Origin of the sequence: Arthrobacter sp. HY1533 (genome assembly GCF_027568515.1) — a bacterium.
GTDB lineage: Bacteria > Actinomycetota > Actinomycetes > Actinomycetales > Micrococcaceae > Specibacter.
The window spans coordinates 121,069-133,672 of record NZ_JANKZF010000006.1; the positions used below are offsets into that span (position 1 = coordinate 121,069).

Genomic DNA, 12,604 nt, shown 5'->3' on the forward strand with positions numbered 1-12,604 from the left:
TGTCTCGAACGAACGTTCTTTTCAGCCTACTCGCGTTCAGACTGGCGTGAACGCTCCAGGTAAGGCTTGGCCTTGGCCAGCCCGTCCTCCAGGGCGTGCACCGTGCCTTCCATGTTCTTCGCGGCCGAGGCGCGGAAGGTGTCGATGGCATCCATGGTCTCAAAGACGTTGTCGAAGGCCTTCTGCAGCGTCTCCACGCTCACGCCCGAGGTGGACGCCTGCTGGTGGATGCGCACTGTCTGGTCCTTGAGCATCTCGGAAGTCTTCAGGATCATGTTGTTCGTGGTGGTGTTGATGGCGTCGATCTGGTCCAGCACCATCTTCTGGTTGGCCAGGGCCTGGGCCACGATGACCGCTGTGCGCAGCGCCGAAATGGTGGTGGTGCGCGCCCGGTCGACACCCTTGATCAGTTCAAGGTTGTTCTTGCGGATCAGGTCCATGGCCAGGTAGCCCTGCACCGAAACAGCCAGCTGGGTCAGGATGTCCTGGTGGCGCTGGCGGATCGGGAACAGGACGTCGGCCTCGAGCTTCTGGGCCTGCTCGATCTGTCCCGAGGCGCGGGTGGCGTCAATCTTCTCCACACAGGCCTCGTCCAGGGCCTTGGCGAACACGGCGTATTCGCTCAGGCTCTGCATGGTCTCCCACAGCTTGACCTTTTCCCCTGCCAGCGAGGCGTTGTCTTTCAGGAGCTCGTCCTGGCCGGCCATGAGCGACTTGATGATGGCGTCGAGCTGGGTCTGTGCGGACTCGTACTTCTGGAAGTACTTGGCCAGCTTGTTGCCGCCCGGGATGAAGCCGAGGATCTTGCGCCCCGTGCCGAGGTCGGCGTTGTTGGGGGTGAGGCTTTCCACCGTGGAGCGGAGATCGTTCAGGGTGCCTGCGACCTGCGCCTGGGCCCCGTTGCCATTCTTCTTGGCCCCGGCCACCGAGGTGGAGGAGCGCTCCAGCATGCGGCTGGAGGCGTCGGAGGAGTTGGTCATTTCCGAGCCGGCCAGCTTGGAAATGCCGTCAACCTTGGTGGTGAACTCGGGGCTGCGGGCATCCACCGTGGCAATCTCGGCGATGAATTCCTTGGCCTGGCGGTTGATCTCCGCCTGGCGTTCAACGGGGACCGGAACCATGCCGGGAGCCTGTTCGGCCACGACGATTTCCGGTGCGTCCGGGGCCTTCAGGACCAGTGCGGTCTCGGTTTCGGTGGGAGGGGTCAGCGGTGTTGTCATGGTTTTCCAGTTTTCCTGAGCTGTGAAGGTGGATGCCGCGGGCGGGAGGGGGTTGGTCAGCCCAGCGGGACGCCGAAGTCGGTGGCGATGCCGGCCAGGCCGGTTGCGTAGCCCTGGCCCACGGCCTTGAACTTCCATTCCGCACCGTTGCGGTAGATTTCCGCAAATAGCATGGAGGTCTCGGGGGCTGCGTCCTCGGAGAGGTCGAAGCGCACGATTTCCGCGTCGTTGGCCTGGTTGACCACGCGGCAGTAGGCGCCGCGGACCTGGCCAAAGTTCTGGCGGCGGACATCGGCCTGGTCAATGGAGACCACGATGACCACGCGCTCAACGTCGGCCGCCACGAGGCCCAGGTCGATCAGGATCTGCTCGTCGTCGCCGGCGCCTTCACCTGAACGGTTGTCGCCCAGGTGGGTGACTGAGCCGTCCTTGGCTGCGGGCTGGTTGTAGAAGATGAAGTCGTCGCCGGAGCGGACCTTGCCGTTGGCGGCCACGAGCAGTGCCGAGGCGTCCAGGTCGAAGGCCTCGCCCGTGGTGGTGCGGGGGTCCCAGCCCAGGCCAACGACGGCCTTCTGCAGGCCCGGGTCGGTCTTGGTCAGTGAGAGGTTGTTGCCCTTTGCAAGAGTCAATCCAGCCATGAGATTTCTTGTCCTTACTTCAGTGGAGTTTTGTGGGGGCGGGTGTGCGGCGCCGGGGCCGCGCACCCATAAAGCAAAAAGCTAGTCCAGAACGATTCCGTAGTCGGTCGCGATGCCGTACAGGCCGCTCGCATAGCCCTGGCCAACAGCACGGAACTTCCATTCTGCGCCGTTGCGGTAAATTTCGCAGAACACCATGGTGGTCTCGGAGGCGGCGTCTTCGGAGAGGTCGTAGCGGACGATCTCCGCGTCGTTTTCCTGGTTGACCACGCGGCAGTACGCGTCGCGGACCTGGCCAAAGTTCTGGCGGCGGGCCTCGGCCTGGTCGATCGAGACCACGATGACCACGCGCGCAATATCGGGGGACACCGTGGCGAGGTTGATCAGGATCTGTTCGTCGTCGCCGTCGCCCAGGCCCGTGCGGTTGTCCCCCTGGTGGACAACTGATCCGTCCTTGGACTCCAGCTGGTTGTAGAAGATGAAGTCGTCGTTGTTGCGGACCTTGCCGGAGGCGGTGACCATGATGGCCGAGGCATCCAGGTCAAACGCGTCGCCGCTGGTGGTGCGGGGATCCCAGCCCAGGCCCACCATGGCCAACTGCAGGCCCGGATCGGCCTTGGTCAGGGAGAGGTTGCTGCCCTTGGAAAGGGTCAATGATGCCATGAGAACTAAACTCCTTTGATTGCGAAGAGAAGATGACAACAAGGGCGCTGGGCCCCTGGCGCCACCCTACAGGGCTGCGGCTGCGGGCTGGACCAGGTCCATGACGGTGCGGCCGTTGGCACGCTCACCGATGGCCGTGAACTTCCAGCCGGCGCCTTCGCGGGACACCTTGGCCATGATCATGGCCGTGTGTGTTCCGGCATCCGTGAGCTGGAAGCGGGCAACCTCGGGGGAGCCGGGCGTGGATTCATCCACCAGGCGGCAGAAAGCGTTGGCCACCATGTCAAAGGTCTGGCGGCTGTAGCTGCTGATGACAAACACGATCTGGGCAACGGCAGGGGAGACCTTGGCCAGGTCAACCAGGATCACTTCGTCGTCGCCGTCGCCCTCGCCGGTCAGGTTGTCGCCCGTGTGCTGGGTGGAGCCGTCCTTGCTCTTGAGCTGGTTGAAGAAGACGGTGTCCAGGGCGTTGCCGGTGGCGTCAAAGAGGATGGCCGAAGCGTCCAGGTCCACCTCTGCACCCTTCTTCAGGCCGCCAAAGAGGCCGCGCTTGGCCGGGGCAGCTGAATCCCAGCCAAGGCCCATGCGCACGCGGGTGAGGGCGCCGCCGTCGTTCTTCTTCAGTGACAGGGCCTGGCCCTTTTGCAAACTAAGTCCCATAACGTTCTTCTCCTAGTTGGTGGTGCGGAAACGGTGGTGCGGGCTAACTGGCCAGCGTATCAACCTTGGGAGGTTGGGCGGCCGCGCGCCGGTTGCGGACAATGGAGGACAGGAAGGCGGCGCCGATGAAGGCCACGCCAATAAGTCCTGTAACGACTTCGTTGACGTCGATGCTGATGGTCAGCAGGAGGATGATGGCGAGGGCGCCGATGGCCCAGTGGGCACCGTGGTCCAGGTACTCAAACTCGTCCAAGGTGCCTTCGCGGACCAGGAAGACGGTGAGTGAGCGGACAAAGATGGCGCCGATCAGGCCCAGGCCCAGGGCGATGATGATGGGATCCGAGGTGATCGCGAAGGCGCCGATCACGCCGTCGAACGAGAACGATGCGTCGATCAGCTCAAGGTAGAGGAACAGCATGAACGCGGCCTTGCCAACCGCCTTGCCCACGCCGCGGGTGCCGGAGGAGGCCTGCGCGGGGGCGTCGTCGTCCTCTTCAATGTTGAAAAGTCCGCCCAGGCCGTTGACCAGCACGTAGGTGACCATGCCGAGTATGCCGGCAATGAGCACGTCAACTTCCTTGCCGGGGCGGACCATGGCGGCTGAGGCAACCAGGATCAACAGGGCAATGGCCGTGGATGCCCCGGGCAGGCGGCCAGTGACGGCCAGCGGCTTTTCCAGGATGCCGAGCCAGCGAAGTTCGCGCTCCTCGAACATGAAGTCAAGGAACAGCAGCAGCAGGAACACGCCACCAAAGGCGGCAATCTGGGGGTGCGCCTCATGGAGGAGGTAGGCGTAGCTGCCGGGCGTTTCAATGCTGCCCTTTTCCAGGGCAAGCTGGACGGCCTGGACCGGGTTGAGGTTGGCCGTGATGCCCACAATCAGCAGGGGGAAGGCCACGCGCATGCCCAGCACGGCAATGAGGATGCCCACGGTCAGGAAGATTTTTTGCCAGAACGCGCTCATCTTTTCCAGGATGCGGGCGTTGACCACGGCATTGTCGAAGCTCAGGCTGACTTCCAACACGCCCAGGACGGCACACAGGATGAGAGCCTGGACGCCGCCGTACAAAAAGGCAACAGCCAGCGCGACGACGGTGATCCCCAGGGACCAGCCAAAAGTCTTCATGAACACGCGCTGACAAGCTCCTCAAGTGGTCCCCGGCACAAGGCGCCGGGGGTTTGTGGTTGATGTACGTACAGCCGCACGCGGCCCGACGGCTCACGCGTGGATCGTTCAAACACAATTATCTCCATTCCCCATACATATGCCTAATGGCTGGGGCGCCGGAAAAGTTCCCGTGGCGAGGCCTTGGCAGGCTGCAGTCCGCCTTCTGAGAAGCGGTGGTCGGCGATTGTTACGGGCAAGAGCCGCGCCTTGGAGACGTCCGGGTCGGCAAGCAGTATGGTCAGGGCCAAGAACGTGAAAGCTGTCCAAGCGGAATGCGAGGCCTCGACTTGAACGCTGCACGGGGGCTGTGGACGATCAACATTTGATGTGCGAGGAGTTTGAGACCTGTGAATGACATTTTGCTGGATGCCAAAGGACAGAACCGATTCAACATCTTGGTCCAGTGGGCGGCAGTCGCTGCCCAATCAGGCCATCCTGTCCCGGAACCTGCTCACCTTGAGTTGATCGCTTGCACGAGGGTGGTTTCAGTCGAGGGATCGGGCGCCGCCGTGGTGGAGATGTGGGAACCCACGATCAACTGGATGCTCAAGCAGGCGGCCTTCGGCGTAGCAGATCCACTGCTGCACTTGCCCGACGAGCTTCGGGTTCCGGTTGGAAGCAGCCGCCAAGAGGACATCGCCGTCAGTGACAGCGCGCCGGTGGTGGACACGCAGGAAGAGCCTGTCGCTCCGGTCGCTGAACTGCCCGCGCAGCCTGAACCTGCGAAGGTCACCCCCAAAGTCCAGGCGGTGCCGGTGTCCCGAACCCCCAAGTGGGAGTTGGCTGCCATTGAACAGGTCCAGGAGGCCATCAAGCGGTACATTCAGCCCCTGGAGGCGCTGCGGGCCCGCGATGCCAATGAGGGTGACACCCGCATGGTCGTCACCGATATGTTGTGCGAAGGGCTGGACTACGACAAGTTCAAGGATCTGACCACGGAGTACATGGTGAAGCAGGACTTTGCCGACTACGGGGTGCGGATCGACAAGCAGATGGTGGCCTTCATCGAGGTCAAAAGGATCAGCCAGAAGCTCAATGAACGCCACCTGCGCCAAGTGCTGATGTATGCGGTCAATGAAGGTGTCGAGTGGATGGTGCTGACAAATGGTGCCGTGTGGCAGGCGTACCACTTGACCGGCGGCCTGCCGGTCGTCGTCGACCTGGCGTTCGAGGTCGATCTCTTGGGGCCGGCCACCTTGGCCGAGAAGACGGAGCTAATGTTCCTGCTGCACAAGGAGGCCCTGAAGCGTCGGCGCATCGACGAAATCTGGCGCCACCGTGCCGCTACGGAACCGGGCGCCCTGTTGGACCTCATCCTTTCAGAGTCGGTTTTGGATGAGCTCCGCAAGGAAGTGCGGCGGAAGACTGGGATCACCACGACGGCCGCTGCGTTGAGCGAAGTGATTCGCACTGAAATTGTGGATCCCAAACTCATTGCCAAGATGTACAAATCGCACCCCGGGGGCCATGGCGCCGATTTTTCGGCCCGACACTGACCCGGCTGCCAGGCCGCGGCCTATCCCAGGGCAGCCAGCCGGCCGGCGGCTTCCGTGACGGGGCCGATCTGTTCCACGAGCAGGATTGCGCCCAAGGCGCACATGATGATGCCGCTGGACAGGGTCACGCCGCGGGCGGCGCCCGGCCGGGACCGCAGCAGCCGCCGGGACCCGCCCGCCACGAGCGAATAAACCAGCGCCGTTGAAACGACAAACGTCATGCCCAGGATCACCGATTGCAGCGGCACGGAGAACGCGGCGTCGGGGCGGATGAACTGCGGCGTCAGCGCCACGAACACCAGCATGCCCTTGGGGTTGATGGAGCTGGTGCCGAAACCCTGCAGGTAGGAGCCCCAGGCTGATCCCGAGGGTGTGGCGGGCGCGGCGTCCGGGGCGGGGAGCTCGCCGCTGGGTCCGATGGCTGTGGCGCCCGTGGCTGAGAGGCTGGCGCCTCGCCAGGTCTTGGTGGTCTTGATGCCAAGCCACAACAGGTACACGGCGCCGGCCACTGTCAGCCACAGCAACAGGGCCGGGAAGGCCGTCATGAGGGCGGCGATTCCGGCCGCCAGCAAGATGGTGTGCAGGACGTATCCACTGCACATGCCGGCCACGGCCGGAACAAAACTGCGCTCCCGCAGCCCGACGGCTATGGCAAAGGCCCAGTCCGGGCCGGGGGTGGCGGCAAGCGTCAGGGCAACCACCATGAAGCCAAAGAATGCCTGCGGTTCCATGATGCTCCTGCCAATAATGCCCAAGTGTTGCCTGAATAGGGCAAGTTTAGGGAAATGTTTCGCAGAAGTGCTTACCTTTTTTGGCCCTTCTCGGCGTGGTGGCGATAAGATATTACTGTGATTGATGCCATTGACAAGGAAATTTTGCGCAGGCTCCAAAATGACGGCCGCATGAGTGCCACTGCGCTGGCCGCAGAGGTGGGTCTGACAGTGGCCCCGTGCCACCGACGGCTCAAGGACCTGGAGGCGTCAGGCGCCATCACCGGATACCGGGCCGTCATTGATCCTGCCGCTGTGGGCCTGGGCTTTGAGGCGCTTGTGTTCGTGACGCTGGCACAGGTTGACCGGGCAACCCTTGATGAATTTGAGGCGAAGGTGGCGCAGAACGTCCACATCACCTCGGCCCAGCGCCTGTTCGGCGATCCCGACTTCATCCTGAAGGTCATGGCCGAGGACCTCAACGACTATCAGCGGTACTTTGACACGGAACTGACGAGCCTTCCGGGAGTGCTGCGCCTGCGCTCTACGCTCGTGATGAAAAACCTCAAGCCCGGGGCGGGCCTGCCGCTGTAGTCCGGAGCTGCGGCCCACTGGGACGCAGTGGGGCCCGTGGCCAGGAATCCTGGCCACGGGCCCCACTTGCCTGGGCTTTAGCGCCCCAGCGTGATGCTCAGCTGGTGCCCGCGGTTTCCGCCAACTGCGAATTCGAGGGTCAACGGCTGGGTGGAGACAATGCTGGCACCCGTGTCGGCGGCAAGCACGCGGTCCCATTTCCTGCCGCTGTCCGGCACTGTGAGGCGGACGGTGGATTGGGTCCGGGAAGGATCCGCCACGGTGACCGTCAACTCCTTGCCATGGTCCTGGACTGCCAACGAGCAGGAGCCGGATGCGGTAAATCCGGCTGAGGATGCTGCGGCAAAGAAGTTGCCAAGGGTCAGCGACTCGCCCGTGACTGCCAACAGCTGGCTGGAGGAGTCGTTGGCCAGGACCCGGACGCCCGGGTTTGCCTGGTTCTTGAAGGTGTCCGAGTGCCGGGCGGCCGGCAGGACCATGTAGGCGTAGCCGGCATCCACGGGGTCGCTTCCGTGTGCTGCCGTGATGGTGACGTAGTCGCGGGCGACCGGGGCATCACTGCCGCCGGTGTCCGCGCCGGAGTTGATGGCGCGCCAGTTCCCTGTCCGGGCCACAACTGACACCGTTGCCTCGGTGGCTGCGTTGGGCACATCTAGCATAACGACTCCGCCGTATCCGTCAATGTGCACAGAGCCTGTGACCTGTCGGCTTTCCCCCGCCGACAGCTTTGCCATTGCGTGGTCGAGGCGCAGGGACGGCACCTGTCCCGGGGCATAGGAGCGGTTCTCCAAAGTGGTCAGCACCTCGGAACCGCCTGTGCCCGTGATGCCTGCGCCGAGGCAGACCATGGCATCGTCGAGGAAGAACCAGGACTTCCTGGCCGACAGGGACTTGTTGTGGTTGAGGTGGTCCATGCCCACGATGCCACGGTTGGCATTGATGCTCAGGCCACCGGCAAAGGGCCGGTAGGCCCCCGGTATGCCGGTGCCTGCCCCGGAAGACCCGCTGGGCCGCGGCTCAAGGTTCACGGTGGTTCCGGGCAGGCGGTACGGGTCAACGGTGGGCCAGTAGTCGCTGCTGAACTGGGCCAGGTCGGTGCGCGTGTAGACGTAGCTCATGCCGTCGCCCTGGTACCAGCCGTGGTTGTTCTCATCGTTGCCCCACTCGTACCGGCCCACTCGCGACGACGAGGTGCTGACAGTGGAACCCCACGCCGGACGGTGGTGCACCAGGCGGTCCTGGTCGGCAAACATGCGGGTGTACAGCGGCGCGGGTGCGGCCTGCACGGACGCATTGTTCAAGACGTCGAGAGCCAGCAATGACCGGGCCAGGCGCTGGGTTGGGTGGCCCACCATGGACTGGTCGGTGCAGCGCAGCAGCCAGCCCTTGGCCAAGGACAGGAAACGCGATGTGTATGGTTCGCCGGCCCCCGGGGCCAGCAGCAGGACTGCGCCGATCAGGGCAAATCCGTCGGCATAGTCCGGCGCGCTTTGACGCGAAACGGCGCGGCCACGAATGGTGTCCATGACACGCCCGTCCCACACGAACGGGGCGAACGTGTTCTCCACCGAGTCCAGGAGCGTTGCCCGGTCAGGGTCAACCACCTCCCAGTCGCTGCCGCCCAACATGTTGATGATTTCGGCGACGCCGGCCATTGCAACCACGCCATACGTTCCCGCGTAGGGCAGCTTGCCGTGTTGGATGAATGAGCCGTCCGCGTAAAAGCCGTCGCCGGAGGTCACGAGCTTGAACAGGCTGTTCCTGCCCGAGCCCGCCACGTCGCTCAGGGCGTCCCGGCTCAAGGCGATCTCAGCCGGGTTGGCGTCGAGGATGCCGCGCATGGCACAGGCCAGGGCCTTGTCCACCCTGTTGGCGCCGGTTTCGGCGAAGCTTGTGGCCCGGCCACGCCAGTTGGGGTTGGGGGCAAACCAGCGGGCGGCTGCCAGCAGGGATGTGCGCAGGGGAGCGGGGACTTCGCTGTGCATGAGTGTCAGGATGTCCACCACCTTGCGGGGGTTTCCAATTTCCCAGAACCACCAGTTTCCGGCGGCCTTCATGCCCGGCTTGTAGGCAGTGTCGGAGAGCAGTTGGAGGCCGGAGACAATGTCCGACGCCAGCTGCGCATTGCCGGTCTGGGCGGTGCCGGGCACCGCATATCCCATGGCCAAATCGAAGAGCCGGCTGAACTGCAGCGCCATGTTGCTGGTGGCCGTGGCCGACTGGCCAATGCCTGTCAGCGGGATGTCCGCCCACAGGCTGGTCCGGCCGGCAGAGGTGTCCATGGACTCCCATGTTGCTGCTGTTTTGGTGACGATCGCAGCCAGCTGCGCGCTGAGCTCGGGAACGGCGGAGGCGTCCAGGCCGCCGGTGAGCACTGCCCGGCGGCGGACAATCAACTCGACCAAGGACGCCGGGGTGGCCGCGAAGCCGGGGGTGGACGCGCCGCCCAGGAGCAGCCCCGCCACGGCTGCGGAGCCGGCCGCGCGGAACAGGGTACGCCGTGAAATATGAGAAATAGTCACTACTTTGTGCCTTTCATATGGTGGTCATGCAGGAAAATTTCAGGCCGTGATGTGCAGTGCCGCCTGGTGGACAAGGTGTTTCAGGGGCAACCCTGCAACCAGCCGCTCAACCTCGCGCACCGCCGAATCGCCCAGCCGGAACATCTCATTGCCCTGGGATCCGGCAATGTGCGGGGTCAGGGTCAGGTTCGGGGCACCAAACCAGGGCGAACCGGGCGGAAGAACATCGGGGTCGGTGACGTCGATGACCGCACGCAGGCGGTGTGAATGCAGTTCTGTCAAGAGTGCGGCGTCATCAACCAGGCTGCCGCGGGCGGTGTTGATCAACGTTGCGCCGTCCGCCATCAGCGACAGTGCCCGGGCGTCCATCAAGTGGTGGGTCTCGGGCAGTTCGGGGGCGTGCAGGCTGACCACATCGCTGTGCTCCAGCAAGTAGTCCAATTCAACGTTCTGCACGCCGTCGACCGTGTGGATCGGGTCGTACACCAGCACGTTGACGTCGAACGGGGACAGCAGTTCGATGACCCGGCGGCCGATCCGGGAGGCGCTGACAATGCCAACCGTGAGTCCGTAGTTTCCCCACTGCCGGGGGGTCCGCACAAAGGGGCGGTAGTTTTCCGTGGCGCGGTAGCCGGCGTCGAGCTCAAAGACCCTCTTCCCGGCCAACAGGATCGTGGCCAAGGTGTATTCGGCAACGGGCAGGGCGTTGGTGTCGGCTCCGGAGCTGATGTCCACCCCGCGGGCAAAGAGTTCATCCGTGGCAAAGCCCTTGACGGTTCCGGCCGTGTACACCACGCTTCGCAGCAGCGGCATGCGCGCCAGCATGTCCGTGTCCAGGACGGGGCAACCCCAACCGCCAATCAGGATCTCCGTGTTGCCGAGCTCGGCATCGGTGCTGCCTGAATCGCTGACGACGGTGTCCTGGAGCGAAACCAGGGACTTCAAGTGATGCAGGGCTTGGGGGGTGAACAGCCGGTTGACGAGGTGGGGCTCCATGGCCAGGGTGGCCTGGGGGCGGCGGGGTGAGGTGGTCACTGTGTTCACTTACTTCAAGGCTCCCGAGCCGAGGCCGGACTTCCAGAACCGCTGCAGGGACATGAACAGCACGATCACGGGAATGATGGCAATCAGGGAGCCGATGATGGTCAGGTGGGCAAATTCGGGTTCGGCCTCGGAACGGCCGTTCCAGGAGTAGAGGCCCAGCGCGATGGGGAAGAGCTGGTTGTCGGTGAGCATGACCAGCGGCAGGAAGATGTTGTTCCAGCTGGCGCTGAAGGCCATCAACAGCAGGGTGACAATGCCTGGTTTCATGAGCGGTGCGGCGATGGTTGCAAAGATTCGCATTTCACCGGCCCCGTCAAGGCGGGCCGCCTCGATCAGTTCCTTGGGCACATAGCCGTTGCAAAAGACCCGGGCCAGGTAGACGCCGAACGGGCTGGCGATGCTGGGCAGGAAGACACCCCAGAAGGTGTTGACCAGACCTACGTTGGCTGCGAGCAGGTACAGGGGCATGGTGGTGACGGCAGCCGGGATCAAGACACCCACCAGGATGAAACCGAACCAGCGTTCCTTGCCGGGGAAGTCGAACTTGTCGAAGGCGTAGCCGGCCAGGAAGGAGACAAAAACGGAGCAGACGGAACCAAACACGGCATAGCCAACCGTGTTCAGCAGCCATCGCAGGTAGGTGCCGTTCTCCCAGGTAAACAGCTCGGTGAGGTTGGTGAAGAAATTGTTCTCGGCAAAGGAGAAGCCGGGCGTTCCGAAGAGATCGCTCGTGTCCTTGGTGGAAGCCACCAACAGCCATGTCAGCGGAAGCAGGGTGTACAGGCAGAACAGGACCAGCATGATGTTGACGGCGGCCTTGGAGGACCACACGGGCGCTGACTTCTTGATCCGCCGCTTGGCGGGAAGTTCCGGGGCCGGGGTGCCGGTGCGGGCCCGGGTGATGGTTGGTGAACTCATGCCTGTGCCTTGTTTCCGATCTTTGTCACTGCCCAGGAGAGCAGTCCGATGAGGGAGGCGAAGATCAATGCGGTCGCCGCCGCGTAGCCAAAGTCATGCTTCTCAAACGCTGTCTGGTAGATGAACATGTTGGGCGTCCAGGTGCTGTTGATGGCTGTGGCCTTGCCCTGCAGCAGCAGTGGTTCGGCAAAGAGCTGCATGGCCCCGACAACGGTGAAGAGGACGGCCAGCCCCACTGCGCCGGAAATCATGCGGGCCTTGATGGCGAACGCCGTGCGGATCGCGCCCGCCCCATCCACGGTGGCGGCCTCAAGCACCTCCCGCGGCACTGCCTGAAGCGCGGCGTAAAACAGGATCACGTTGTAGCCGGTGTGCAGCCAGATGGTGATGTTGGACAGCGAGAACAGGGCTGCCAGCTGCCCGCCCATGTCCCAGCCTGCCCCTGTCATTTCAAAGAGGTCCACCACCGGGCTGACACCGGGGGTGTAGAGGTACGTCCAGATGATGGCCGCGATCAGGCCGGGGACGATGGTTGGCATGTAGAACACCACGCGGAAGACCGACTTGGCCCGCGCCACGGCCGAGTCCAGCAAAAGCGCGATGATCAAGGCCAGCATGATCATGACGGGGATGTAGATCAGGCAGTACATGGCCACGTTGACAAAACCGGTGAGGAAAACCGAATCCTGGAAGGCGCGCAGGTAGTTCTCCACCCCAACAAATGTCTTCTTGATGCCGCCGAATCCCAATCCGCTGGACTTCTCCGAGAACAGGCTCAGGTACGCCGAATAGACGATTGGGGCAATGGTGAAGGCGAAGAACAGGGCAAAGAACGGTGCAATGAATGCCCAGGCGATGCGGGTCTGCCGGCGGCTGTGGCCGGACTTGGTGGGTGTTCTGGTCTTCGCGATGGCGCCAACCATGGGGTTCCCTTCGGTGAGTGAGCGCACCGGGGACGGCCCGGCACCATG

The 12,604-nt window shown here is 63.5% G+C and carries 12 protein-coding genes; 2 read left to right on the forward strand and 10 right to left on the reverse strand.

Going from position 1 to position 12,604, the window contains the following annotated elements:
- Nucleotides 1–26: 26 nt before the first annotated feature.
- The 5 genes from PCK14_RS06925 to PCK14_RS06945 all read right to left on the reverse strand — a co-directional run bounded on the left by PCK14_RS06925 (nt 27) and on the right by PCK14_RS06945 (nt 4,307).
- The gene (locus PCK14_RS06925; protein WP_269937729.1) at nt 27–1,220 is read right to left on the reverse strand and encodes a toxic anion resistance protein; all 1,194 of its coding nucleotides are present in this window, start codon (nt 1,218–1,220) and stop codon (nt 27–29) included.
- A gap of 56 nt (nt 1,221–1,276) precedes the next feature.
- Nucleotides 1,277–1,858, reverse strand: coding sequence for a TerD family protein (locus tag PCK14_RS06930; protein WP_269937730.1), 582 nt, complete (start codon nt 1,856–1,858; stop codon nt 1,277–1,279).
- Between the two features lie 81 nt (nt 1,859–1,939).
- Complete coding sequence (locus PCK14_RS06935; RefSeq protein ID WP_269937731.1) at nt 1,940–2,521, reverse strand: TerD family protein; 582 nt, start codon at nt 2,519–2,521, stop codon at nt 1,940–1,942.
- Between the two features lie 66 nt (nt 2,522–2,587).
- Nucleotides 2,588–3,181 carry a TerD family protein gene (locus PCK14_RS06940; RefSeq protein WP_269937732.1) on the reverse strand — a complete coding sequence of 198 codons (594 nt, stop codon included), beginning with the start codon at nt 3,179–3,181 and terminating at the stop codon, nt 2,588–2,590.
- A gap of 43 nt (nt 3,182–3,224) precedes the next feature.
- Nucleotides 3,225–4,307 carry a DUF475 domain-containing protein gene (locus PCK14_RS06945; RefSeq protein WP_333474351.1) on the reverse strand — a complete coding sequence of 361 codons (1,083 nt, stop codon included), beginning with the start codon at nt 4,305–4,307 and terminating at the stop codon, nt 3,225–3,227.
- Nucleotides 4,308–4,696: 389 nt separating this feature from the next.
- Here PCK14_RS06945 and PCK14_RS06950 point away from each other — a divergent pair, with 389 nt between their 5' ends.
- The gene (locus PCK14_RS06950; RefSeq protein WP_269937734.1) at nt 4,697–5,845 is read left to right on the forward strand and encodes a type I restriction enzyme HsdR N-terminal domain-containing protein; all 1,149 of its coding nucleotides are present in this window, start codon (nt 4,697–4,699) and stop codon (nt 5,843–5,845) included.
- Nucleotides 5,846–5,865: 20 nt separating this feature from the next.
- Here the strand turns inward: PCK14_RS06950 and PCK14_RS06955 are convergent, their stop codons facing one another.
- Nucleotides 5,866–6,576 (reverse strand): LysE family translocator, encoded by a 711-nt coding sequence (locus PCK14_RS06955; RefSeq protein WP_269937735.1) that lies wholly within the window; start codon nt 6,574–6,576, stop codon nt 5,866–5,868.
- A gap of 117 nt (nt 6,577–6,693) precedes the next feature.
- On the opposite strand from PCK14_RS06955, the gene PCK14_RS06960 reads away from it, so the two are divergent.
- On the forward strand, nt 6,694–7,149 hold the full coding sequence (locus tag PCK14_RS06960; RefSeq protein WP_269937736.1) for an Lrp/AsnC family transcriptional regulator: 456 nt from the start codon (nt 6,694–6,696) through the stop codon (nt 7,147–7,149).
- A gap of 77 nt (nt 7,150–7,226) precedes the next feature.
- Here the strand turns inward: PCK14_RS06960 and PCK14_RS06965 are convergent, their stop codons facing one another.
- The 4 genes from PCK14_RS06965 to PCK14_RS06980 are packed head-to-tail and all read right to left on the reverse strand — an operon-like array spanning nt 7,227 to nt 12,556.
- Complete coding sequence (locus PCK14_RS06965; RefSeq protein ID WP_269937737.1) at nt 7,227–9,671, reverse strand: polysaccharide lyase 8 family protein; 2,445 nt, start codon at nt 9,669–9,671, stop codon at nt 7,227–7,229.
- A 39-nt stretch (nt 9,672–9,710) separates the two neighbouring features.
- The gene (locus PCK14_RS06970; protein ID WP_269937738.1) at nt 9,711–10,715 is read right to left on the reverse strand and encodes a hydroxyacid dehydrogenase; all 1,005 of its coding nucleotides are present in this window, start codon (nt 10,713–10,715) and stop codon (nt 9,711–9,713) included.
- Nucleotides 10,716–11,633 carry a carbohydrate ABC transporter permease gene (locus PCK14_RS06975; RefSeq protein ID WP_269937739.1) on the reverse strand — a complete coding sequence of 306 codons (918 nt, stop codon included), beginning with the start codon at nt 11,631–11,633 and terminating at the stop codon, nt 10,716–10,718.
- The gene (locus PCK14_RS06980) at nt 11,630–12,556 is read right to left on the reverse strand and encodes a carbohydrate ABC transporter permease (protein WP_269937740.1); all 927 of its coding nucleotides are present in this window, start codon (nt 12,554–12,556) and stop codon (nt 11,630–11,632) included. The genes PCK14_RS06975 and PCK14_RS06980 overlap by 4 nt, the downstream gene beginning before the upstream one ends.
- Nucleotides 12,557–12,604: the final 48 nt, after the last annotated feature.

Bases quoted from the DNA above. Each gene is read 5' to 3' on its own strand.
- PCK14_RS06925 (WP_269937729.1), bottom strand. From the start codon at position 1,220: ATGACAACACCGCTGACCCCTCCCACCGAAACCGAGACCGCACTGGTC.
- PCK14_RS06930 (WP_269937730.1), bottom strand. From the start codon at position 1,858: ATGGCTGGATTGACTCTTGCAAAGGGCAACAACCTCTCACTGACCAAG.
- PCK14_RS06935 (WP_269937731.1), bottom strand. From the start codon at position 2,521: ATGGCATCATTGACCCTTTCCAAGGGCAGCAACCTCTCCCTGACCAAG.
- PCK14_RS06940 (WP_269937732.1), bottom strand. From the start codon at position 3,181: ATGGGACTTAGTTTGCAAAAGGGCCAGGCCCTGTCACTGAAGAAGAAC.
- PCK14_RS06945 (WP_333474351.1), bottom strand. From the start codon at position 4,307: ATGAAGACTTTTGGCTGGTCCCTGGGGATCACCGTCGTCGCGCTGGCT.
- PCK14_RS06955 (WP_269937735.1), bottom strand. From the start codon at position 6,576: ATGGAACCGCAGGCATTCTTTGGCTTCATGGTGGTTGCCCTGACGCTT.
- PCK14_RS06975 (WP_269937739.1), bottom strand. From the start codon at position 11,633: ATGAGTTCACCAACCATCACCCGGGCCCGCACCGGCACCCCGGCCCCG.
- PCK14_RS06980 (WP_269937740.1), bottom strand. From the start codon at position 12,556: ATGGTTGGCGCCATCGCGAAGACCAGAACACCCACCAAGTCCGGCCAC.